General features: G+C 70.3%; 19 protein-coding genes. 9 read left to right on the top strand and 10 right to left on the bottom strand.

From position 1 onward, the window contains the following. The first annotated feature begins 68 nt into the window (after window positions 1–68). The 3 genes from ACFHW1_RS03745 (at window position 69) to ACFHW1_RS03735 (ending at window position 5,377) form a co-directional block, all read left to right on the top strand. Entirely contained in the window at window positions 69–530 is a 462-nt protein-coding gene (locus ACFHW1_RS03745; protein ID WP_416550872.1) for a DUF5318 domain-containing protein, read from the top strand. 194 nt (window positions 531–724) lie between these two features. After that, window positions 725–3,604 carry a transglycosylase domain-containing protein gene (locus tag ACFHW1_RS03740; RefSeq protein ID WP_416614804.1) on the top strand — a complete coding sequence of 960 codons (2,880 nt, stop codon included), beginning with the start codon at window positions 725–727 and terminating at the stop codon, window positions 3,602–3,604. 144 nt (window positions 3,605–3,748) lie between these two features. Next, a complete protein-coding gene (locus ACFHW1_RS03735; protein WP_416614803.1) occupies window positions 3,749–5,377 on the top strand; it encodes a glycosyltransferase family 87 protein in 1,629 nt (542 codons plus the stop codon). Here ACFHW1_RS03735 and ACFHW1_RS03730 read toward each other — a convergent pair. Together ACFHW1_RS03730 and ACFHW1_RS03725 are read right to left on the bottom strand one after the other, a co-directional pair. After that, on the bottom strand, window positions 5,312–7,264 hold the full coding sequence (locus ACFHW1_RS03730) for a hypothetical protein (RefSeq protein WP_416550869.1): 1,953 nt from the start codon (window positions 7,262–7,264) through the stop codon (window positions 5,312–5,314). The two genes, ACFHW1_RS03735 and ACFHW1_RS03730, sit on opposite strands and share 66 nt — an antisense overlap. Further along, entirely contained in the window at window positions 7,261–8,052 is a 792-nt protein-coding gene (locus ACFHW1_RS03725) for a deoxyribonuclease IV (protein WP_416550868.1), read from the bottom strand. The genes ACFHW1_RS03730 and ACFHW1_RS03725 overlap by 4 nt, the downstream gene beginning before the upstream one ends. 152 nt (window positions 8,053–8,204) lie before the next feature. Between ACFHW1_RS03725 and ACFHW1_RS03720 the strand changes: the two genes are divergently transcribed. The 5 genes from ACFHW1_RS03720 to rplI all read left to right on the top strand — a co-directional run bounded on the left by ACFHW1_RS03720 (window position 8,205) and on the right by rplI (window position 10,372). Further along, window positions 8,205–8,474: a hypothetical protein gene (locus tag ACFHW1_RS03720; RefSeq protein ID WP_416589758.1), complete on the top strand. Its 270-nt coding sequence runs from the start codon at window positions 8,205–8,207 to the stop codon at window positions 8,472–8,474. Between the two features lie 241 nt (window positions 8,475–8,715). Further along, a complete protein-coding gene (gene rpsF, locus ACFHW1_RS03715) occupies window positions 8,716–9,006 on the top strand; it encodes a 30S ribosomal protein S6 (protein WP_363851323.1) in 291 nt (96 codons plus the stop codon). A gap of 82 nt (window positions 9,007–9,088) precedes the next feature. Then, window positions 9,089–9,625: a single-stranded DNA-binding protein gene (locus tag ACFHW1_RS03710; RefSeq protein WP_416550865.1), complete on the top strand. Its 537-nt coding sequence runs from the start codon at window positions 9,089–9,091 to the stop codon at window positions 9,623–9,625. A gap of 43 nt (window positions 9,626–9,668) precedes the next feature. After that, the gene (gene rpsR / locus ACFHW1_RS03705) at window positions 9,669–9,908 is read left to right on the top strand and encodes a 30S ribosomal protein S18 (RefSeq protein WP_091551811.1); all 240 of its coding nucleotides are present in this window, start codon (window positions 9,669–9,671) and stop codon (window positions 9,906–9,908) included. Between the two features lie 14 nt (window positions 9,909–9,922). After that, window positions 9,923–10,372, top strand: a complete 450-nt coding sequence (rplI, locus tag ACFHW1_RS03700; RefSeq protein WP_416550864.1) for a 50S ribosomal protein L9 — start codon at window positions 9,923–9,925, stop codon at window positions 10,370–10,372. 72 nt (window positions 10,373–10,444) lie between these two features. Here the strand turns inward: rplI and ACFHW1_RS03695 are convergent, their stop codons facing one another. Then, window positions 10,445–11,623: a hypothetical protein gene (locus ACFHW1_RS03695; RefSeq protein ID WP_416551097.1), complete on the bottom strand. Its 1,179-nt coding sequence runs from the start codon at window positions 11,621–11,623 to the stop codon at window positions 10,445–10,447. Window positions 11,624–11,775: 152 nt separating this feature from the next. Further along, a complete protein-coding gene (locus ACFHW1_RS03690) occupies window positions 11,776–13,755 on the bottom strand; it encodes a hypothetical protein (protein WP_416614801.1) in 1,980 nt (659 codons plus the stop codon). Between the two features lie 431 nt (window positions 13,756–14,186). Here ACFHW1_RS03690 and dnaB point away from each other — a divergent pair, with 431 nt between their 5' ends. Further along, entirely contained in the window at window positions 14,187–16,529 is a 2,343-nt protein-coding gene (dnaB, locus tag ACFHW1_RS03685) for a replicative DNA helicase (RefSeq protein WP_416614800.1), read from the top strand. Window positions 16,530–16,613: 84 nt separating this feature from the next. Here dnaB and ACFHW1_RS03680 read toward each other — a convergent pair whose 3' ends face one another. The 6 genes from ACFHW1_RS03680 to ACFHW1_RS03655 form a co-directional block, all read right to left on the bottom strand. Next, on the bottom strand, window positions 16,614–16,982 hold the full coding sequence (locus ACFHW1_RS03680; RefSeq protein WP_416568037.1) for a zf-TFIIB domain-containing protein: 369 nt from the start codon (window positions 16,980–16,982) through the stop codon (window positions 16,614–16,616). Window positions 16,983–17,007: 25 nt separating this feature from the next. Beyond that, window positions 17,008–17,640, bottom strand: coding sequence for a phosphoribosyltransferase (locus ACFHW1_RS03675; RefSeq protein ID WP_416614798.1), 633 nt, complete (start codon window positions 17,638–17,640; stop codon window positions 17,008–17,010). A 70-nt stretch (window positions 17,641–17,710) separates the two neighbouring features. Next, window positions 17,711–18,082, bottom strand: a complete 372-nt coding sequence (locus ACFHW1_RS03670) for a fluoride efflux transporter FluC (RefSeq protein WP_416550859.1) — start codon at window positions 18,080–18,082, stop codon at window positions 17,711–17,713. A 37-nt stretch (window positions 18,083–18,119) separates the two neighbouring features. Then, window positions 18,120–18,545, bottom strand: coding sequence for a fluoride efflux transporter FluC (locus ACFHW1_RS03665; RefSeq protein WP_416550858.1), 426 nt, complete (start codon window positions 18,543–18,545; stop codon window positions 18,120–18,122). Further along, the gene (locus ACFHW1_RS03660; RefSeq protein WP_416614797.1) at window positions 18,542–19,933 is read right to left on the bottom strand and encodes a glycosyltransferase 87 family protein; all 1,392 of its coding nucleotides are present in this window, start codon (window positions 19,931–19,933) and stop codon (window positions 18,542–18,544) included. The genes ACFHW1_RS03665 and ACFHW1_RS03660 overlap by 4 nt, the downstream gene beginning before the upstream one ends. Window positions 19,934–19,955: 22 nt before the next feature. Further along, complete coding sequence (locus ACFHW1_RS03655; protein WP_416568035.1) at window positions 19,956–22,490, bottom strand: putative bifunctional diguanylate cyclase/phosphodiesterase; 2,535 nt, start codon at window positions 22,488–22,490, stop codon at window positions 19,956–19,958. Between the last annotated feature and the right edge of the window lie 241 nt (window positions 22,491–22,731).

Below are 22,731 nucleotides of genomic sequence, written 5' to 3'. Positions count from 1 at the left end.
GCGTACGGTCGGCTACTGATCGTGACCGTAGTCGCCAAGGTCAGCCGGGACCGCGTACCCTCGTGGCCATGCGTTCGCAGCGTCAGGTCGTCGACTACTCGCTTCAGCGACGAGCCGTGCTGCGCGAGGTGTTCTCCGGCCGGGTGAGCAGCCACGAGGTCTGCGATGCCTCGCCCTACCTGAAGAGTGCTGCCCGGTTCCACGGCGAGCCGACCGACGAGAGCTGCCCGATCTGTCACCGCGAGAACCTGACCCACGTGCACTACATCTATGGCGATGAGCTGAAGCAGTCCGCCGGACAGGCCCGAAACCGGGCCGAGTTGTCGTTGCTGGCGATGACGCTGCGTGAGTTCCAGGTGTACGTCGTCGAGGTGTGTCGCGTCTGCAACTGGAACCACCTGGTGGAGCAGTATCTTCTCGGCCGGGATGGCCTAGGCGTCGGCGGTGACGGCGAGGCTGACGACGCCGTCGCCGTGTCTGGCGGCGGCCGCCCATCAATGACCAAACGAAGGCGAGAGGCCCGACGGTGAACCTGATTGCCCGGTCGCTACGTAGGCACCAGAGAGTAGGCAGGGCAACGTTTCTGGTTAACCGGACAAGTCACGATATTTCTGATGAAGTGGCTTTCGGCTGCTGGTGTCGCTCCGGCACCGGTAGTGGGCCAACTCACGGCAGACCGGTGGTGGCGCTGGAGCGCACCACCGCAACCGGCAGGGTGTGACACATGAACTCGTACGGCGACCCCAACTCCGCCCACGGGCGTGCCTACAGTCCAGGCAGCGGTGGCGGATACGGATCCGAGCCGGATGACTACCACTGGGCCGGGGCGGACGACGCCGGGCCGGCCCGCGGCCACTCCGCGCGGGGCGACTCCGAAGCAGGTTGGCACGGCGGAGAAACTTTCCGCGGACCGGCCAGCCCCGGCACCGGTCGGGCCTCGGTCGGTGGCCGGGCTCCGGTCAGCGGCGCCTCCGCCGGACGGGCCTCCGCCGGACGAGCGTCGGTGGGTAGCGCGTCGGTCGGCGGCGGCCCAGCCGGTCGGGCCTCGGTCGGTGGCCGGGCTCCGGTCAGCGGCGGTGCCCCGGTCGGTGGTGCCGCCGGCCGCGCCGGAGTCGGCCGGGCGACCGTCGGGCGGGCCAGCGTACGACCGGTGTCACCGGCCGGTGGGTTCGGCGGCGGTCCGGGTGGACCGGGCGGACCGGGCGGACCGGGCGGTCCTGGTGGACCCGACGGCCCGTCCGGGCCGGGTCGCCGTGGCCGGGGCGGTCGCGGCGGCGACCCTGCCGCGGCGAAACGGGCCAAGCAGCGTCGGCGAATCAACCTGCTGATCGCGTCGTTCGCGGTCCTGATCATGCTCACCGGTGGTGCGGTCGTCGGCGGCACCTACTACTCGACGACGGTGACCCTGCCCGAGGAGCTGCCGCTGCCGCTGGCCAGCACGATGTACGCCAGCGACGGCACCACCCGGATCGCCAAGCTGGGCGAGTTCAACCGGGTGTTCGTCACCGTCGACCAGATCCCCGAGCACGTGCAGCGGGCGGTGGCCTCCGCCGAGGACCGCAAGTTCTACGAGCACTCCGGCGTCGACTACGTCGGTATCGCCCGGGCGGCCTGGAACAACTTCACCGGCGGCACCCGGCAGGGTGCCTCGACGATCACCCAGCAGTACGCCCGAAACGCGATGGACCTGCAGGAGGTCTCCTACGCCCGGAAGGTCCGCGAGGCGGTGCTGGCCTCGAAGCTCACCGACCGGTACGACAAGTCCGAGATCATGGGCTTCTACCTCAACACCATCTACTTCGGCCGCGGCGCCTACGGCATCGAGGCCGCAGCGCAGCAGTACTTCGGCAAGCCGGTCGCCGACCTGTCGGTCGCCGAGGGCGCGGTGATCGCGGCAGTGATCAAGCAGCCGGAGCCGGACGCGACCACCGGGCACCAGGGCTACGACCCGGCGGTCAACGAGGCCGAGGCCAAGGTCCGCTGGGAGTACGTGATCGGTGGCATGGTCGAGATGGGTTGGTTGCCCGAGGCCGAGCGACCGACCGAGTACCCGGAGATCCGGGAGGTCGACCCGAACAGCTGCATCATCGACTGCGGGATCAACACCCCCGAGGGCAACGTCATCAACTACGTCCGCGACGAGATGGTGCAGATGGGCATTTGCACGCCGGACACCTGCTCGCAGGAGCTGCGGCAGGGCGGCTACCGGGTCGTCACGACGATCGACGCGAAGATGCAGAACGCCGCAGAGAAGGCGATCTGGCGTGAGGCCAAGGGGTCGGCCATGGAGGGCCAGCCGGAGAACCTGATGGCGGCGATGGTCGCGATCGATCCGGAGACCGGCCGGGTGCTCGCCTACTTCGGCGGCGACAACGGCACCGGGCACGACTACGCCGGCCGCAACTACGAGAACGGCCAGTGGACCGGTGGTCACTCGCCCGGCTCGACGTTCAAGATCTACACGTTGGCCGCCGCCCTGGACAACGACATCTCGGTCGACTCGCACTGGACGGCCGAACCGTTCAAGGTCGAGGGCACCGAGATCCAGGTGCAGAACGCCGGCCGGAACGCCAGCTGTGGCGAGTGGTGCTCGCTGGAGTTCTCCACCGTCCAGTCCTACAACGTGCCCTTCTACCACGTCACCGAGCAGATCGGCGCCGACAAGGTGGTCGGCATGGCCAAGGCGGCCGGCGTCGCCACCATGTGGAACACCGCCGACAACAAGCCGTACGACCTGGCCACGGCCGACCCGAAGGAGGTCGCTCCGTCGCCGTTCTTCAACGTGGTCGGGTACGGGCAGTACCCGGTGACGGTGCTCGACCACGCCAACGGGGTGGCAACGCTGGCCAACCGCGGGGTCTACAACAAGGCCCACTTCGTGATCTCGGTCGAGAAGAAGAACCTGGTCAGCGGTGAATGGGTGACGGCCGGAGGCGAGCAGCTCAAGCCGGAGCAGCGGATCCGGCAGGAGGTCGTGGCGGACCTGACCGACGTGCTGACCCAGATCCCGAACAACATCAACAGGGACCTCAACGGTGGGCGTCCGGTCGCTGGCAAGACCGGCACCTGGGAGCTCAACGAGTCCAGCGGCGAGAACGGCGATGCCTGGATGGTCGGCTACACCCCGCAGATCGCGACGGCGGTGTGGGTCGGCAACGTCGGAGACCGCAAGGCGATCCGCGACAAGAACAACAACAAGATCGGTGGTAGCGGACTGCCCGCCATCATCTGGCAGCGCTTCATGAACGAGGCACACAAGGGGATGGACGTCGAACAGTTCCCGGCTGCCCGGGAGATCGGCAGCGTCGACGCCGGCAACGGCAAGTCGCCGGCCCCGCCGCCGCCGGACCCGCAACGACCGGGTCGCGGCGGAATCTGCGACGGCCCGCTGGGCGACCTGTTCTGCCCGGGCGGTGACAACAACGGGAACAACGACGGCGACCAAGGCGACGACGGTGCCGGTAACCCCACGGGAACTCCTGGTGATGGGGCCGACCCCAACGACGGTGACGACCAGGGTGGCGACGGCGGCATCGGGTTCGACTTCGGCGGTGGTGCTGGCGGCACCACCGTGCCGCCGACACTGCCGCCGCCGACACGCTGATCGACGGACGTAGATCACCAACCATCGCGCCGGCCGGTGACCAGGTCAACTGACCTGATCACCGGCAGGCGCGGTACATCGGTGAACTCGACATGCCGGTCCTGGGCAGACGAAAGCAGGTCGAGTACGGCAGGATGCCTGTTCATGAGCGTGCAGCCGCCGAACGGTATCGATGGAGTTGAGCGGGCCGAGCAACCTGGACCGGCTACCGCAGCCGAGGGCGAAGCGGTCGAGCGGCCACCCGTCGACCACCCGTCGCGCGCTGACCGGTTCGTCCGCGGCCTGTCCGAAGCGATCGGGGGCCCGCTCGGCCGGCACGCCGCCGGCCAGGACCGGCCCGCCGGCCGGCCCGGCCGGTTCTGGACCGCCGCCCGGATCGTTCTCGCGCTGATCTGCCTCAGCCTCGCGGCGCACTGGGTGCAGAAGTCGCCCTGCATGGACGGCGCCTGGCAGGACAACATCCAGTACACCCGGTTCTGCTACACCGACGTACTCGCCCTCTACTACGCCGAAGGGCTCAACGAAGGCAAGGTCCCCTACCTCGACCACCCCGTCGAGTACCCGGTGGTGACCGGCTACTTCATGGGGGCGATCGGGCTACCGGTGCACGCGCTCGGCACAGACCGACCCAAGCTCAACCAGGCGATGTGGTTCTACAACGCCAACGCCCTGGTGCTCTGCGCGCTGGGGGTGGCCGCCGTGGCGGCGATCCTCGCCCTGCGCCGCCGCCGGCCGTGGGACGCCGCGATGTTCGCCCTCGCCCCTGCGCTGGTGCTGACCGCCACCGTCAACTGGGACATGCTGCCGATCGGGTTCGCGATGTTCGGCCTGTTCGCCTGGGTTCGGCAGCGTCCGCTGCTCGCCGGCGTCCTGCTCGGCATCGGCGGCGCCGCAAAGATGTGGCCGCTGTTCCTGCTCGGACCGATCCTCGTCCTCGGCCTGCGGTCGGGCCGGATCCGGGCCATCGTCACCGCGATCGTCGCGGCGGTCGGCACCGTGGTCGCGGTCAACCTGCCGGTCTACCTCTTCGCCCACGACGGGTGGCGGCGGTTCTTCGAACTCAACTCCGAACGGCCAATCGACTGGGGAACGCTGTGGTACATCGGGCGCTACCTGGACGGCAAGTGGGCCGGCGGTGCGTCCGGCAGTCAGGGTCCGTTCCAGTGGCTCGGCGACAACATTCCGACGCTGAACACCCTGTCGTACGTACTGTTCGGCCTGGCCTGCCTCGGTGTCGGCGCGTTGGCTGTGCTCGCGCCGCGTCGACCCCGGCTGGCCGCGTTGGCCTTCCTGGTGGTCGCCGCGTTCCTCATCTTCAGCAAGGTCTGGTCACAGCAGTTCACCCTGTGGCTGCTGCCGTTGATCGTGCTGGCCCGGCCGCGCTGGGGTGCCTTCCTCGCCTGGCAGGCCGCCGAGGTCGGGTACTTCCTCGCCTTCTACGGGCAGCTGCTCGGCACCGCGACCGGCAGTCAAGTCATTCCCGACGGGGTCTTCGTGCTGGCCGCCACGCTGCGGCTCGGCACGGTGGTGGCGCTGTGCGTGTTCGTGATCCGCGACATTCTCCACCCGGAGCGGGACGTGGTGCGCCGCAACTACTCCGACGACCCGGACGGCGGCGTCTTCGACGGTGCGCCGGACGCCGGCTGGGTGCCCAAGGTCCGCCGCTGGTTCAACGACCAACGCGAACCCCGGCCGGCCGCCGGAGGATCACAGTCGGTAGACGACGGTGTCGCCGATGTCGACCCGGTCGATGCCGAGCCCGTCAACCGGTAGGTCGACGGTGGTCTGCCACGGCGTCCCGGGCACCTGGTCACGCCGGAGCACCACGGTACGCACGCCCAGCTCGCGCAGGTATCCGATGCTGGCCTGGTCGGGGAACGTCCGGGTAATCTCCCGTACCTCGGCCAACTGGTCCGGGGTGAAGCCGCTGCCGCCGTTCACCACCGGCTGGAACCGGGTCGTCGACCAGAGCATCACGTGCTGGTCGAGATTCTGGCTGCTGGGCAGCACCAGAATCGGGCCGTCGTCGACCCGCATGATCTGCGGCTGCTCGGGCACCTCCGGGTGCGGGGTGACGTTCAACCCCTCCACCAGGACCAGCAGCAGGGGCAGCAGGGTGGCCAGCCGCAGCAGCGCACCGGGCCGTTCGGTAACTCGTAGCCGGGCGATGTCGTCGACCCGACCGACGAACGCCGCCACCGCGCCGGCGGCGAGGATCGCCAGCAGCAGCGTGGTCCACAGCATCATCCGGCCCGGCGTGCGGATTCCGTCCCAGCCGGGGACGTACTCGAAGAGCAGGCCGTAACTGTAGGTGCCGCCGAAGAAGCTGCTGCCCATCGCCAGGATCCCGGTGAGCAGCACCCCGCCGAGCAGCAACAGCCGTTGCCGCCAGGTCCAGATGGACAGCACCAGCCCGGCGAGCGCCAGCGCGTACAGCACGAAGCCGGGCAACAGAGTCATCTCCGGATGCCAGGGCAGTGCCGCGCGGGCGTCGGCGTGCCGGTCGCCCCAGATCAGCGACTCCGCCGGCGCGGTGAAGAACCCGGACACCGGCGGTGAGTACGCGGCCAGGTCGGCCATGGTCCGAGCGGCGTTCGGGTGCAGTTCGGCGACCCGGAAGTACGGGATCGCCAGCAGCACCCCGACGGCGGTGAACAGCGCGCCGCCGGCCAGGTCGGTGAGCAGCAGTACGGCTCCGAACGGCTTTCGCTGCGGCCAGAACCAGGTGCGCCGTACCAGGTACATGGCCAGTGAGGCCAGGCAGATGATCGCCAGGATGTAGATGAACGGCAGTCCGATACCGAATCCGAGGCTGATCTGCCAGGCCGCGGTCAGCCAGCCGGCCAGCGCCCAGCTGACGCTGCGCCGCTGCGGTCGGTAGCCGTACCGCAGTGACCAGCCGTGTCCCCGGGCCAGCATGGCCAGCGCCAATGGAATGCCGCCGTTGGAGACGATGTGCAGGTGCCCGGCCTGTGACAGCAGCCACGGCGCGTACGCGTAGCCGGCCGCACCGACGGCTGCCGCGGTCCGCCCGGTGCCGAGCTGGCGGATCAGTGCGTACGCGCCGAGCGCCGCCAGGGCGTGGGCCAGCACGAAGATGATGTTGTAGCGCAGGACCGCCGCCACCGGCCCGTCTCCGATCATGCCGGCGGGCGCATAGCCGAGCAGGGTGTCGGAGAAGGCGAAGCTCCACGACTGCGGGTAGAAGGTGTTCGACTGCCACAGCTGGGTGGGGTCGGTCAGCAGAACATGCCCGGACCAGGCCATCTGCCAGGCCTGCAAAGTCGGATCCCAGGTGTCCTGCGGGATCGTGTAGAGCGGGTAGCGCAGCGTGGGCCAGGTCATCGCCACCGCGACGACGAGCGCCGCGACGGTGGCCAGGCTCCATTCGTGGATCAGCACCCGGACGACGGCCTGCCGGGCCCGCACCAGCCGACCCGGCCGGCTCTCCGGCGCCGGACCGAACGCGGTGAACGGATCGTCGGTCGGCTCGGCCTTGCTCTCCGGCGGATCGTCGGTCGTGACGGACTCGGCCTCCGGCCGGCCCACCGTCGTCTCGTCGAGTTGCTGTTTGGCGCCGTTGGTCGATGCCGGGTCGGGGCGGACCGGGTCGGCCGTGCTGGCCCGGTCGCCGTCGGCGGCTGCTCGCTTGCCGGTCATCGGGCCGTATCCTGCTGCCCCAGCCGATCTCGCAGGAAGGCGATGTCCGCCGCCTGGCCGTCGGTGCCACCCGGAGTCTCGACGATGACCGGCGCGTCGGCGGATCGGATCACCGCGACGATCAGTTCCGGGTCGATCATGCCGGCCTGGAGGTTCTCGTGGCGGTCCCGGCTGCTGTCGAAGGCGTCTTTGGACCCGTTGGCGTGGATCAGGTCGATCCGGCCGGTGATCGCCTTGACCCGGTCGACGATGTCGAGCAGCTCCTCGCCTGCGGCGTGGGCGTGGCAGGTGTCCAGGCAGAAACCCGGCCCGAACTCGCCGATCGTGTCCCACAGCCGGGCCAGCGCGTCGAACCGTCGAGCGCAGGCGTTCTCCCCGCCTGCGGTGTTCTCGATCAGCACCGGCACCGGAAATCCGCCCTGGTCCCGTGCGTAGGCGAAGGTCTTGCGCCAGTTGTCGAAACCCACCGCTGCGCCGTCGCCCCGGCTGACGTGGCCGCCGTGCACGATCAGACCCTTCGCCCCCACCTGGCGGGCACCGGTGGCATGGCTCAGCAGGAGCTTGCGACTCGGAATCCGGATCCGGTTGTTCGAGGTGGCGACGTTGATCACGTACGGAGCATGCACGTAGCGGTCCACGTCCGAGCTGGCCAGCTGAGCCGCGTCGGTGCGCGGCTGCGGGGCCTTCCAGCCCTGCGGGTCGGAGAGGAAGAACTGGACCGCGTCTGCCCGTCGGTCGGCGGCTGCGGTGAGCGGGTCGCTGGGGTCGACGTGGGCTCCGATACGCATGGGCCGAGCCTACGTGGCAAGCCTGACGATCCGGGCACCGGCGGTTCGTGCGTCCACCGGTTCGTACCGGTGGACGTGGGCCGGCCGCCCGGCGAGCCGGCCGCGTCACCGCCGCCGATCGCGGTCGTTGCTCCCGGTAGAGAACCGGCCCGGTGCCTCCGCCGATCGGCGGAGACACCGAGGTCTTCGTCCTCATCTTCGTGCCGGGACCGGTGCCACCGTTCGTGCTGGGAGAGGACGTGCCGATAGAACTGTCGCTTGCGGAGGGCGTGGCGGACCCCTGGCTCGCCGGTCTGACCGGACAAGATCATCCAATCGGACTATTAGCGCTCCTTGCGCTAATTGCTGTGATTGGCGTGTCTGTAGCAGCAATAAGGGTTATAGTTGTGCAACACGGGCAGAGGTTCAAGCACCTGCCCTGACCAGCGCACAACTGCACAGGCTCCGCGGGGCGCCTCACGTCCAACCTCGTCGGTGTGGTCGTTCCTCCCCAGGTCCCACCCAAAGAATGCGGACAGGGGCGCCCCGCGGCTCGTGCCCGCAGCCGGCTATCCTTGTCCGGTTGCGCCGACGTCAGTTGCCTGACTGGTCGTCGGCGTCACGACGCTGGACCTCCTGCCACGGAAGGACCGTGGCCGTCAGCCCACAGGAGGTGAGTACGTCTTGCGTCATTACGAGATCATGGTCATCCTCGACCCCAGCCTCGAGGAGCGCACGGTCGCGCCCTCGCTCGACACGTACCTCAACGTGATCCGCACCGCCGGAGGCTCAGTCGAGAAGCTCGACGTCTGGGGTCGCCGCCGCCTCTCCTTCGAAATCAACAAGAAGGCGGAAGGCATCTACGCGGTCATCGACCTGCAGGCCACCCCGGATGCTGTCGCCGAGCTGGACCGCCAGCTGCGACTCAACGAGTCGGTGCTGCGCACCAAGGTCATTCGGCCGGAGACGCGCTGACCGCGTCCCACCGGTCCGCCCGACAGCTCTCGTCGGTCCTGTCACACGGCTCTGGCAGCCTGGTGACGAGGACGTCGACTGAGTGCGCGAGGAGATGGTCATGGCAGGAGATACCACCATTACGGTCATCGGCAACCTGACCGATGACCCTGAGTTGCGCTTTACCCCGTCGGGAGCAGCGGTCGCCAAGTTCCGGGTGGCCTCGACCCCCCGGTACATGGACCGAGCTTCCGGCGAGTGGAAGGACGGCGAGCCGCTCTTCCTGTCCTGCACGGTGTGGCGCCAGGCGGCGGAGCACGTCGCCGAGTCGCTCCAGCGGGGTGCCCGGGTGATCGTCTCGGGTCGGCTGCGGCAGCGGTCGTACGAGACTCGTGAGGGCGAGAAGCGGACCGTCATCGAGTTGGAAGTCGACGAGATCGGCCCGTCGCTGCGGTACGCCACGGCGAAGGTGCAGAAGATGTCCCGATCCGGCTCCGGCGGCGGCTTCGGCGGCTCCGGTGGCGGTGGCAACCAGGGCGGCGGCTTCGACGACCCATGGGCCACGGCCGCGCCGGCCGCGCCGGCCGCCTCGTCCGCCCGTTCGGGCGGCGGGAACTTCGACGAGGAACCTCCTTTCTGATATGGCTTCCAACGCCCGCGATCGCAAACCAGGAGCACGAGCAATGGCCAAGGCTGCGGCACTTCGCAAGCCGAAGAAGAAGGTGAACCCGCTCGACAAGGACGGGATCACCTACATCGACTACAAGGACACCGCACTGCTGCGCAAGTTCATCTCCGACCGGGGCAAGATCCGTGCCCGGCGGGTGACCGGGGTGACCTCCCAGCAGCAGCGACAGATCGCCCGCGCGGTCAAGAACGCCCGCGAGATGGCGCTCCTGCCGTACACCACGACGGCCCGCTGAGCGGAGGCACCGATATGAAGATCATTCTCACGCAGGAGGTGTCTGGGCTCGGTTCCCCCGGGGACATCGTCGAGGTGAAGGACGGCTACGGCCGTAACTACCTGCTGCCCCAAGGGTTCGCGATCTCCTGGACCAAGGGTGCCGAGAAGCAGGTCACCTCGATCAAGCGGGCCCGTTCCGCCCGGGAGATCCGCGACCTCGGGCACGCCAACGAGGTCAAGGGTCAGCTGGAGAGCCTGAAGGTCACCCTGACCGCTCGGGCCGGCGAAGGCGGTCGACTGTTCGGCTCGGTCACCCCGGCCGAGGTCGTTGACGCCGTCCGTACCGCCGGCGGTCCGGCCCTGGACCGGCGGCGGCTGGAGCTGCCCGGCCACATCAAGTCGGTCGGTACCTACCCGGTGAAGGTCAAGCTGCACCCGGACGTCACCGCCAGGTTCGACCTCAGTGTGCTGCAGGCCAGGTAGCTTCCGGCAACCACTGCGAGCGAGACATCCGGCTCAGGGGCCGCACCAGACGGTGTGGCCCCTGAACCATGCTCAGCGCAGAATGCTGGAGACGACGACCGGCTCCCCGGACCCGAGGTAGAAGATGCCCGGGTAGCCGGCGGTGGCGAAGCCGTGACTGGTGTTGCGGCGCAGCACCGAATCGGTCAGTTCGAGGGTGCCAGACCGGTCGTTGCTGACAAAGAAGATGGCCCCGCCACCTTCCCGCGCCTCGTTGTCGGCGATGACGGTGCCGGCGATCGAGACGGTGAACCGGTTGCCGTCGGTGTAGATCGCCCCACCGCTACCGCCGCCCGGAGTGCCGGGCTTGGCTGGATTCGCACCGTAGCCGGTTGCCGAGTTGTGCGTCAGTACGCTGTTCAGCACGATCCATGAGACACCGATGCTGCTCAACGCACCGCCGTTGGCACACACTCCGCCGTCGCCGGGTGCCCCTCCGAAGGTGCTCTGCACCACGTACACCGGCTGGTCCTGCCACTGGTCCAGCACCCGGATCGCCGCGCCTGCGAGATCCGGTCCGGTCGGGTCGCACCGGTTACCGACGAATCGGGAGTTGACCACCCGGAACTGGCCGCCCCGGACGAAGATCGCGCCACCGCCGCCACCGTCGACCTGCTCACCGGTGGAATCGCCGTCGGCAAAGGTCAGGTTCTGCACGACCAGTTCGGGATGGTCCTGATCATTGCAGTGTGAGGTCGTCCAGCCCTGCGCCTGGTCGCAGGTGTTCATGTACAGAATTCGTCGTTGCCCGGCGCCGCTGAGGGTGACCAGCCCGCCGCCGTCCAGCACCACCTGCCGACTGGCCGCGTTACGGACCTTCGCCGTCCGGTCCATCGTGATCACCACCGGTTCCGGCCCGCAGGCGAAGGTGATGATCCCGCCGGCTGCGACCGCCGCGACGACCGCCTGGGAGGTGCAGCTGGCCGGCGTACCGTCGCCGATCGTGCGGGTTGGCCGGCTGGTGTCCACCGCGCGGGCCCGCGCCGGCACCTGGGCTCGTCCATCGGGGTTGCCGGTCGCCGTCGTCCGGTCGGGAGCCTCCGACGGCACCGGGGCCGCGCCCAGCCCGGCCGCGCCGGACGGTGGTGGTGTGCCGTCCGACGGGACAGCGGCCGGCGTGGTGGTAGCGGACGACGCCCCAGGCTGCGCTTTGGTGGGAGGCGGACCGGCACCGACCGCCGAGCCGTCGCCGGCCGCGCCGCACCCGGTCACCAGCCCGGTCACCAGCCCGGCGAGAAGCGGCCCGGCCACGGTCAGGTTGATCCTCCAGCTGCGGCTGAACACTGGTCGATCCTAGGAGCGTGGCACCCGCGACGAACAGCGCGAACTGTCGGGGATCCGGGGCCCGCCCGGTAGGTCCGGCGTCAACCGATCGGCTGGCCGGTGATGGCGCTGGTGAGCACGGTCGACATGCCGCCGCCGATCACCGCCGACGCCAGGCCGACACTCGAGGCGCGCCACGTGCCGCTGACCCACCTGATCGACACCGCCAGGACCAGCGAGATCATCAGCGCGTACGCGAAGTCCGGCGCGGCGGCCAGCAGCGAGTTGATCGCCTGCGCCCGAGCGGAGAGGCAGCCGCCGTCCACCCCGAGAACGCAGTCGGTGGTCGCCGGGGTGCCGTCCAGGGTGAGGCTCCAGATCAGAAACGCCACCACCGGCAGGGCGTACCAGGCGGCCGTGTACAGCAGCGATGACAGGTAGCCGCCCTGGTCGGCGTCGATCAGTTCGTCGTCGATCCGGTACGTCAGCCGACGCTGCGACGGCGGCTCGTACCTCGGCCGTGGTCGTTGCTCGGGCAGCACCCGGGAGCGGGGCGCGCTCGGCAGGGCGATCGGTGACCGGGGTGCCGAAGCCGGCGTCTCCACCCACCTGGGGTCGTCTTCCGCCAGCCGGGTCCCCGACCAGAAGGTACCTTCCCGGCCTGGCTCGACCTGTGGCCACGGATCGACCGGCGGAAGGATATCGGCGTCGACGTCGCCGACCTCGGCCGCGCGCCTCTTGCGTGCCCCGGTGCGGCTACCGGCCGGCCAGCTCTCCGGGTCGTCGCCCCGGTGCCACTGATCGGTCTGGTCGCCGATCTCGCGCCAACTGTCGACCGGTTTCGGGCGGTACGCCCTGCGGCTGAGCTCCCCGGCCCGGCCGGTGGGCGGCTGCGCCGGGCCGGCACCGATCGCCCGCGGCGAGGACGCGGTACGCGGCCAGGTGCCGGTCTCGTCGGTGAACTCGCGCCGGGGCGGTTCGATCTCGCGACGGGCGGGCCGGTCCCATCGCCCGGCCTGGTCCTCCTCCCGCGACCACCCGCCGGTGCGCTCGCTGGCCCGGGACCACTCGCTGGTGTAGTCGGCGCCCCGGGACCATTCGCTGGTGTGGTCCGTCGCGCTGGACCATCCACTGGTGGGGTCGGAACGCCTCGGCCACTCGCCGGTGTGGTCCGATCCACCGGACCACCCGCTGGTGGGCTCGTCGTCGCGTAGCCACTGCGCCGCGTGGTCGTCGTCGAGCCGACGCCGGATGTTGTCGCGGTCGCGCCGTCGGCGGCCGGGACGGTCGGAGTCGGACGGCGGGCCGGTACGACGGGACGACCGACGACTGCGACCGTCGTACCCCTCCAGGTCACCGGGGTCACCTGGATCACTGGGCGATGCCGACCACCGCGCCGACGCGGTCGACCAGGTAGCGGGTGGCGTAGTGGCTGGACCGCCCGGGTCGAGCGGACCGGCACCCGACACCGGCCCGTATCGGCTATCGGGCGACTCACGCCGCCAGCCCGCTGGATCGCCGGACACCGGGCTGCCGGAGATCGGGTTCCCGGACACCGGGCTGCCGGAGATCGGGTTCCCGGACACCGGACCGCCGGAGATCGGGTCCTCGGCCGCGCGGCGCCGGCCCGGTGCCCGCCGGGGCCGGTCCCAGGCAGGGGCGTCCATCTCGGGCCCGGCCGCTGGCAGCGCCGGCCGGCCACGGGACCGGCGGGTCCGTACCGGCTGCTCGGGGATCTGCCACGATTCGTCGCGGTGCCGCCCGGCCCGGCTGGCCGGCGGATCCCGGTGGACCGGCTCACCCGCTGGCGGCGTCGGGCCGGCGGGCAGCGCCCACCGGCCCGACGCCGGGCTGCCCCAGTCTGCCTGGTGCTGGGCACCGTCGCGCTGGTCCTCGTCGCGGCCGCGTCGGTCCTCGTAGCGGCGCCGGCCGCGGGGCGCCGCGTCATCCTCGGCCGGGTCGTAGCGCCGTGACCGACGAGAGCGTGGTGCCGGGTCGGCGTCGGTGTCGTCGGGCCACCGGGCAGCCGACCGCCGCTCGCATGGAGGGCGGTCGCCGTACTCCCAGTCCCGGTAGTCCACCGCCGGAGCCTCGCCCCTTCGCTATCGAGCCGTGATCGGCTGGGCCGGCGAATCAGTTCCCGCCCGATAGTAGCCGGTGGCCAGGTGGGCAGCCCGGTGCAGATTTTTGTCCACCGGCTGTGGATCGCAAAGTCCCAGCTCAGCGGGCATCTCCTCGAGGTGGCGGCAAGTTTTCCACAGGCTGTGCACAAGGTTGTGCACAGCCTGGGCCCTCCTGTCCACAGCTTGTCCAGAGGTTCATCCACCGCCGTGTTTGGGCATGCCGCCGCAAGTCCGTATCGTTTCCCGGAGCCCTCCCACGCCGATGCGACGTCCCCTGGTCGCCCGGTCCCTGGTGGGTCCGACCGCAGGTCGTCGACGACGCACGAGCAGACGATGTCGTACCCGCGCAGTTGACTCGCGGCAGTGATGTAGTGAAGGGGGGTGCCCGGATGTCCATCACGGACGACCTGCAGACCGAGCCCCGGCCACCGGCCCGCCCGTCCGGTCCACCCGGCCCGCCGGCCAAGCCACCCGGTCCACCCACCGGCGGTGAGCCCTTCGACCGCACGCCACCCCAGGACGTCGCCGCCGAACAGTGCGTCCTCGGCGGAATGCTGCTCTCCAAGGACGCCATCGCCGACGTCGTGGAGATCCTCAAACCGAACGACTTCTACCGCCCGATCCACGCCACGGTCTTCGACGCGGTGCTGGACCTGTACGGGCGAGGCGAGCCGGCGGACGCGATCACCGTCTCCGCCGCGCTCGCCAACTCAGGTGACCTGGGCCGGATCGGCGGCGCGCCGTACCTGCACACCCTGATCGCGAGCGTGCCCACCGCGGCCAACGCCTCCTACTACGCCAGGATCGTGGCCGAGCGCGCGGTGCTGCGCCGCATCGTCGAGGCCGGCACCAAGATCGTGCAGCTCGGGTACGGTTCCGCCGCCGGCGGTGGCCGGGACATCGACGACGTCGTCGACCTCGCCCAGCAGGCGGTGTACGACGTCACGGAACGGCGGGTGAGCGAAGACTTCGCGGTCCTGGCCGACATGCTGCAGCCGACTCTCGACGAGATCGAGGCGGTCGGTGCCCAGGCCGGCATGATGACCGGAGTGCCCACCGGGTTCACCGACCTGGACCGGTTGCTCAACGGGCTGCACCCCGGGCAGTTGATCATCGTCGCCGGCCGGCCCGGCCTCGGCAAGGCGCTGGCGCTGGACACTCCGCTGCCCACCCCGACCGGCTGGACCACCATGGGTGAGGTCGCGGTGGGTGACCGACTACTCGACGCCGCCGGTCGACCTACCACGGTCGTCGGCACCTCTGCCGTCCTGCTCGGCGGACGGTCCTACCAGGTCGAGTTCTCCGACGGCTCGGCCATCGTCGCCGACGGTGACCATCTCTGGCAGGTGACACACCGGCCCGCCGTGCCGGTACCGGCAGCGGCCGCCGCGGCGCTGGCCGCTGTCACCCCGGCACCGGTCTCGGCCGATCCGGTCCTGGCCGGCCGATCCCGGCCAGGACCGGATCGGTCCGCACCTGCACGGGCCACCCAGGTACTGACCACCGAGGAGATCCTGGACCTGCTCGACCGGTCACCTGCGGAGCATCCCGAGGTCACCGTCGCGAACTGCCGTGCCCTGGCGCTGCCCGACCGCGACGACCTGCCGGTGCCGCCGTACCAGTTGGGGGTCGATCTTGCCGGTGGTGACCCGGCTGCCGACCACCGCCAGGTCGACCGGCGGATCCCCGACGCGTACCTGCGGAGTTCCGAGCGGCAGCGGCGGGCGCTGCTGACCGGTCTGTTGGACACCGCCGGCACCCGCAACCCGGGCGGGCTGGACGAGTACCGGACCACCTCGCGTTCGATGGTCGAGGCGGTACGCGAGTTGGTGGCGAGCCTCGGTCTGCACTGCACGGTGTCCGTGACCACCGTCCAGGGCCGGATGACCTCGCCATCCACCGTCTACACGGTGAGCATCCAGACCGACGACGAGCAGCAGCGAGGAATCACCTCGGTCCGACCGGTCCGCAGCGTGCCGGTGCGCTGTGTCACCGTGGACAACGCCGACCACCTGTATCTCGCCGGCCGGACGATGATCCCGACGCACAACTCGACCGCGTCGATGGACTTCGCCCGCAACGCGGCGATCCGGGCCGGTCACGCCAGCGCGATCTTCTCGCTGGAGATGAGCAAGGTGGAGATTGTCATGCGGCTGCTCTCCGCCGAGGCGAAGGTGCCGTTGCATGTCCTGCGCTCCGGCCAGCTCTCCGACGACGACTGGACGAAGCTGGCCCGGCGGATGGGCGAGATCAGTGAGGCGCCGCTCTTCGTCGACGACACGCCGAACATGAACCTGATGGAGATCAGAGCCAAGGCGCGGCGGCTACGGCAGCGGCACGACCTGAAGATGATCGTCGTCGACTACCTGCAGCTGATGACCTCACCGAAACGCACCGAGAGCCGTCAGCAGGAGGTCGCGGACCTGTCCCGTGGGCTCAAGCTGCTGGCCAAGGAGGTCGAGTGCCCGGTGATCGCGGTCAGCCAGCTGAACCGTGGCCCTGAGCAGCGTACCGACAAGCGGCCGCAATTGTCCGATTTGCGCGAGTCGGGGTCGATCGAGCAGGACGCGGACGTGGTCATTCTGTTGCACCGAGATGACTACTACGACAAGGAGTCGCCTCGGGCGGGCGAGGCGGACTTCATCGTCGCCAAGCACCGGAACGGGCCGACCGACACGGTGACCGTCGCCGCGCAACTGCACCTATCCCGGTTCGTCGACATGGCGATCTGAGCCACCATGCCGGGACGGCCGCCCGATTCCAACGGCGCGGCGGCCCGGACCAGCGCAGCGTTCCGGACCGCCGGGGGCACAGGCTCAGTCGAACAGCTGGTTGAGGAAGCTCTTCTGCCGCTTGTGCCGGTAGTGCCCGTGGTAGCCGTGGTGCCCGTAGGCGGCCGCCGGCGGGTAGGCCGGGGCCGGCGGCGGGTAGCCGGGCTGGTGGTGCGTCGGCGGGGGTGGCGGAGGCGGCGGGTATCCGCCGGCCGGGCTCGGTGCCGGGCGGGGCGGTTGACCGGGCTGCTGGCCGCCGGCACCACCGTTCCAGGCTGCCTCCGCGTCCAGCAGGCGCTCCAGCTCGCCCCGGTCGAGAAAAATGCCGCGACACTCGGTGCACTGGTCGACGGTGATCCCACTGCGCTCGTACTGCCGCATGGCGCCGTGACACTTGGGACAGTTCATCTGCATGACTTGACGGTACCGGCTGGGATCCTCACCTGCCGACCGGCAACGCGGTGACCTCGTCGTCGGACACCTGGTGGAAATCCTGGTAGTGACAACCGACGGCGCGAAAGTCCGTTGGCCGCAGCGGGCAGACGACCTCGTCGACCACGTCTTGAAGCGTGCCGATCGCCTCGGCCGAGCCGACCGGCACCGCCAGCACCACTCGGTCCGCACCGAGGCTTCGACTCACCGTGACCGCTGCCCGGGCCGACGCGCCGGTGGCCAGCCCGTCGTCGACCAGAACGGCGGTCCGGCCGCGCAGGTCCAGCGGCGGCCGGTCGCCCCGGAACAGCCGCTCGCGGCGGCGCAACTCGGTGGTCTCCGCGGTGGTGATCCGGGCGATCTGTCCCGGGTCGAGCTGGTCGGCGATCTCCGGGTTCAGCACCCGCACCCCGCCCGGCCCGATCGCGCCGAAGGCGACCTCGGACGCCGACGGCAGACCGAGTTTGCGGATGACCAGCACGTCGTACGCTACGTCGAGCTGGTCGGCGACCACCGCCGCGACCGGTGCTCCGCCCCGCAACAGTCCAAGGACGACGACGTCCGGTCGCCCCCGCAACTGCGCCAACTGCCCGGCCAACTGCTCCCCGGCGTCGCGGCGGTCCCGGTAATCCGTCTCCATGTCCTCAAGGTGTACGCCGTTTCCCGCCCGCCCGCCGCCCGGTCGGCGGATTCCACACCGACGGTCGCGGTCACCCTGCCAGGATGTCGCCGGCCAGGCGGCCGACCAGCAGCGCGGCGAATCCGGCCAGCAGGGTGCCGGTGGCGTAGCCGGCGGCCGTCCAGCGATCCCGCGCGGAGCCGCCGGCCAGCTGGACCACCTCGTAGGCGAAGGTCGAGTACGTGGTCAGCGCGCCGCAGAAGCCGGTGGCGAGTAGCCGGGCCAGCCAGCCGGCACCGGTCAGTCCGGCACCGGCGAGTACGCCGATCAGCGCGGCCCCGGCCAGGTTGACCAGGAAGGTGCCCCAGAAGCTGGGCTGACCGAGCCCCACCACGACCCGGTCGGTGAGGTAACGAACCAGCGCGCCGACCGCCCCGCCACACATCACCAGGAGCAGACTCATCCCGTACCTCCCGAATGTTCCGGATGATCGGGGCGGGTCACCGGACCCGCCGCGCGATCCGGTCGGCGAGCGGCCGGGCCGCCGCGCCGCCGAGCCAGACCGCGACCAGCGCGCCCGCCAGGGTGCCGAGCGCGTAGCCTGCGGCCAGCCAGGGCCGTCCGGCGGTGAGCAAGTCGGCGACCTCCAGAGTCTGGACCGAGAAGGTGGTGAAGCCGCCGAGTACGCCGGCACCGAGGAACGGCCGGAGCAGCAGGTGCGGGTGAGGCACGGCGGTGACCACCCGCATCAGGACACCGATCAACGCACATCCGACGAGATTGGTGACCAGGGTCGGCCAGGGCAGCCCAACCTCGGCCGGGCCCGGCCAGCTGGCGGCGATGCCGTAGCGGGCGGCCGCTCCGGCCGCGCCGCCGACAGCCACCGCGGCGAGGACCGCCGGTGCCGCCGACCCCCGGGGGATCACCGGTCGGGCCCGTACGCCGGCACCAGCCCGTCACGGTCCGGCGCGAACGCCTGCGCCGGCACCTCGGCGACCCGGAGCACAGGGATCCAGCTGAACAGGGCGACCGGGTAGAGCAGGTAGCCGAACCGGGTCGACGGCAGCAGCAGCGTCGCCGCCAACAGGCCGAGGCCGCAGATCAGGGCCGCGGTGGCGGCGGTCTGCGGCGGCCGGCGGACCAGCCGTACCGCGATGGTGAACCCGGCGAGCAGCAGCAACCCGCTGGCGACGATCCGTCCGCCGGGCATCCAGGTGGCGATCAGCATGCCGGGCAGCGGCGAGGCCGCCGGGCTGGGGACCATGCCGGCACCGAGTGGGAAGCCGAGCACGTTGTGGATCAGCGCGGCGTGGTCGACCACTGCCACCGGCAGCAGGGCGAGCAGCGGCAGAGTGATCCCACCGGCCGCGACCCGGCCTACGGCCCGTCGACTACCGGTGGCGGCGTGGCAGAGCAGCACCAGCAGGACCGGCCAGGCGAACAGCTTGAGCGCGGCGGCCGCGCCGATGGCCGCCCCGGCTGCCGCGTACCGGCCGCCGGCGCAGAGCACCAGGGCGAGCAGGGCGAGAGCCAGCACCGGAAGGTCGTCGCCACCGGTGCTCATGGCCAGCGCGGCGATCGGCAGTACGGTGCTGAGCTGAGCGGCGCGCACGATTACCCGATCGCCGGACGGGCCGGCCCGGCGGCGCGCCAGAGTGAGGGCCGCGGCCAGGGCGGCGAGGGTGGCGACGGCGAACCAAACCCGGGCGTCGGTCCACCAACCGGTGCCGGCCAGCGCCCGGGGCAGCCCGAAGATCGCCATCCCGGGCTGGTACGGCAGGTATCCGAGTAGCCGTTCGTCCGCCGGCAGCGCCGCGATCTGCTGTTCGGACAGGTACGGGCTGCCGTCGGCGAGCAGCCGGGAGGCACCGCCATCGTCGACCACAACCACCTCTTCCTGGGCCCGGTCGGTGCGGCCATCGGCCCGCTGCTCGGCCTGCAGGACCAGGGGCACCGCGACCACCGCCGCCCAGGTGGCTCCGGTAAGCCACGCGCGGGCGACGCCGCCGGTCAGCCGCAGCCGCTGGCGGGCCGCGGCGTGCCGGACGACGAGTTGGCCGACCACGACGAGGGCCGCGGCCGCGTAGCCGACAACCGCGACGGCCCCCCAGGCTCGGTGCGGGGCGAGCGTGGAGGCGACCGCGGTGACCGCCGCGAAGACTGCGGAGAGCAGATAGAGGGCCAGGTCGCCGCCGAGGCCGTCGGCGCTTCGGTCCAGTTGCACCCAGCGGCGGGTGGCGACGGCTCGCCACCGCCGGGCCGGGCCAGCCGGGCGGCGCTGGCGAGCTGCGGGTCCGGCCGCCGTGACGGTCACGCCGGCAAGTCTGACAGAACGGTCAGGCCGGCAGGTGCGGTACCTTCTCGTTCCGTTGCCGCTGGCCGGCGCGGCGGGTGTGGTCGATGCGGACGACGGCGCCTGCATCGTGCAGTGGACTGGCCAGGCTGCCGGGGCGGCCGTCGGACCCGCACTGTAGCGCGGTGAGCAGCCGGTGGGCCGGCATCGGCCGGGCGAACAGGTGTCCCTGACCAGCGGTGCAGCCGATCGTCCACAACGCGCGGCGCTGTGGCTCGCTCTCCACGCCCTCGGCGACGACGGCCAGGCCGAGGCTGCGGCCGAGGTCGACGGTCGACCGGATGACGGCGGCCGATTCGGAGGAGGCCTCCATGCTCATCACGAATGAACGGGCGATCTTGAGCTCGTGCACCGGAACCCGGGACAGCATGGACAGCGACGAGTAGCCGGTGCCGAACTCGTCCATGGCGAGCCGTACCCCGGCGTCACGTAGCTGGCCGAGCACCTGGTCGACCACTTCGAGTTGGCTGAGGGTGAGGGTCTCGGTCAGCTCCAGGATGAGCCGCTCGGGCGGGACGTCGTGGGCCTGCAAGCGGGCCAGTACGGCACCGGGGAACCGCCGGTCGAGCAGGCTGCGCGGGGACAGGTTGACCGCGACCGGCAGAACGAAGCCGGATTCGTGCCAGGTGGCGGCGGCGATCAGGGACTGCTCCAGGACCGCGTCGGCGAACGCGGGGAGCAGACCGGAGCGCTCGACGGTTTCCAGGAAGCGCTTCGGGTCGAGACGGCCCCGGTCGGGGTGCTGCCAGCGGGCGAGCGCCTCTGCGGCGATCACCTCCCCGGTGCCGAGGTCGACGATCGGTTGGAAGTCGACGTTGAACTCGTGCTGGGCGACCGCGCGACGCAGGTTTCCGCCGAGCGCCAGCCGGCCGACGTCGGCGGTGTCCCGGCTGCGGGCGTAGACGGCGGTCCGGCCGCCGGATCGCTTCGCCTGGTACATCGCCACGTCGGCGCGGCGCAGCAGTTCGGCCATTCCGCCGCTGCCCGGTGCGACGGCGATGCCGCCACTGGCTTCGACGTTGATCCGCATGCCGTCAAGTTCCATCGGTTCACAGATCGCGGTGAGTAGCGCGTCCGCGCGGTGCGCGGCGATCGCGGGAGCCGGCAGCGTGGTCAGCAGTACGGCGAACTCGTCGCCGCCGAGCCGGGCCACCAGGTCACCAGGCTGCACGTTCGCGGACAGTCGCCGGGCGACCTGGATCAGCACCTTGTCGCCGGCGCCGTGGCCGAGCGTGTCGTTGATCTCCTTGAAGTGATTGAGGTCGACGAGGAGCAGCGCGGTGATCCCGCAGGTGCGCCGTCGGCCGAGCAGTTCGGAGCCGTGCTCCATCAGCCGGCGCCGGTTCGCCAGCCCGGTCAGTTCGTCCTGTGCGGCCTCGCGGGCGTGCCGTTCGGCGTCCTGGTTCAGCTGCCGGTAGAGCGAGGCGTTGCGGACCGCCGTGCACAGTGCGGACGCGAAGGTAAGCAGCGTGTAGTGCTCCCGGTCGGAGAACTTGACCGGGCCGGTCAGGCAGAGCCGCAGGGTGCCGACACTTAGGGTGCTGCCCGGACCGGCGAGCGGTACGGCGATCACGGTCCGCATGTGCGGGGTGGGGGCGCTGCCGGTGGGGCCGTCGTACTGCACACCGTCGCTGTTGCCTTGAACCAGCCGGGCAGGTTCGTTGAGTTCGATCTCGACCCGGTCGGTGGAGAACAGGTCGGCGGCCTGCACCACCGCGATGGACAGCACCGCGTCGAGGTCGACGACGTTGAGCGCGTCGGTGGCCCGGGCGAGCCGCTGCCAGGCCTGCTGGTCGTCGCGGGCCCTGGCATGTCCGGCGTAGGCCAGGTGGATGCAGAGCACTACGGGCGGAATCGTTACCAGTAGCCACTGGTCCGCCTTGAGGATCAGCAGGATGGCGACGATCAGCGGGAACCGGATCACCGCGCTGGAGAGCCGGAGTCCGAGGTTGTGCCGGAAGATGGCGCACAGTCCGGTTCCGGTGTCGCGGGCGATGACCGGGATGGTGAGCACCTCGTCGAGCACGACCGCTACGACATAGGCGGTGACGAGTGGACCGAAGAACGCCGTGCTGTAGATCGCCAGCTCCGGATCCCAGTTCGGCGTGTGCAGGACGGCACCAGCGGCGGCGGCGACGAGCATGTTCTTCGCGACGGCGAAGGTCGCCTTTATCCGGGCCATCCGTTGCACGATCATCGCGAGGCCGACGCCCAGGCCGGTGCAGAGCACCACCAGGGTGGCGGGTGCCACCGCGAGTCCGACCAGGATGGCGACTTCACTCCAGGCGATGGCGTGGGCCGTCGACCGGATACGGACGAACCATTTGACGGTGACCCCGACCGCGGCGAGGAAGACCAAGGCGGCGACGAGCGCCAATTCGTCGGCAGTGCTGACCAGCGACCCGGCGACGAGGTAGAGCGACGAGACGCCGACGGCCACCGCACAAACGGCGACGAGACCGACGAGCAGCACCAGCTGCCGATCGGTCTCGTTGTCGTGTCGAACCGTGCGGGTCACATCTGTTCCTGATCTTGTTGCGCTGCGTGGCCCGCAGAACTACTGCTCGTCATCGGTAGACGACAGTATCAGTACCATTCGTTGCTGCGCATGGTCTTCCCCTCCACTCGATTGGGCAGTTGATGCTGCCGGCTCTTGCTGACAGGAGAATCATAGAGTTGCGATATGCCACTTGCATACGGATAAATGTCCATATGCGCATGATTAGTCAAGATGGCGGCGGTTTGTCACCCTTGGTTAT

It is taken from the genome of Micromonospora sp. LOL_014, assembly GCF_048060245.1.
In the GTDB taxonomy this organism is placed as follows: Bacteria; Actinomycetota; Actinomycetes; order Mycobacteriales; family Micromonosporaceae; genus Micromonospora_E.
Note: the sequence above shows the minus strand (reverse complement) of the source record. Positions and strands in the feature narration are given on the sequence as shown.

What these genes read in the sequence shown, in the direction of transcription:
- rplI (WP_416550864.1), top strand. Translation starts at nt 9,923, where the DNA reads ATGAAGATCATTCTCACGCAGGAGGTGTCTGGGCTCGGTTCCCCCGGG.
- dnaB (WP_416614800.1), top strand. Translation starts at nt 14,187, where the DNA reads ATGTCCATCACGGACGACCTGCAGACCGAGCCCCGGCCACCGGCCCGC.
- ACFHW1_RS03670 (WP_416550859.1), bottom strand. Translation starts at nt 18,082, where the DNA reads ATGAGTCTGCTCCTGGTGATGTGTGGCGGGGCGGTCGGCGCGCTGGTT.
- ACFHW1_RS03680 (WP_416568037.1), bottom strand. Translation starts at nt 16,982, where the DNA reads ATGCAGATGAACTGTCCCAAGTGTCACGGCGCCATGCGGCAGTACGAG.
- ACFHW1_RS03735 (WP_416614803.1), top strand. Translation starts at nt 3,749, where the DNA reads ATGAGCGTGCAGCCGCCGAACGGTATCGATGGAGTTGAGCGGGCCGAG.
- ACFHW1_RS03675 (WP_416614798.1), bottom strand. Translation starts at nt 17,640, where the DNA reads ATGGAGACGGATTACCGGGACCGCCGCGACGCCGGGGAGCAGTTGGCC.
- ACFHW1_RS03725 (WP_416550868.1), bottom strand. Translation starts at nt 8,052, where the DNA reads ATGCGTATCGGAGCCCACGTCGACCCCAGCGACCCGCTCACCGCAGCC.
- ACFHW1_RS03730 (WP_416550869.1), bottom strand. Translation starts at nt 7,264, where the DNA reads ATGACCGGCAAGCGAGCAGCCGCCGACGGCGACCGGGCCAGCACGGCC.
- ACFHW1_RS03740 (WP_416614804.1), top strand. Translation starts at nt 725, where the DNA reads ATGAACTCGTACGGCGACCCCAACTCCGCCCACGGGCGTGCCTACAGT.
- rpsR (WP_091551811.1), top strand. Translation starts at nt 9,669, where the DNA reads ATGGCCAAGGCTGCGGCACTTCGCAAGCCGAAGAAGAAGGTGAACCCG.
- ACFHW1_RS03745 (WP_416550872.1), top strand. Translation starts at nt 69, where the DNA reads ATGCGTTCGCAGCGTCAGGTCGTCGACTACTCGCTTCAGCGACGAGCC.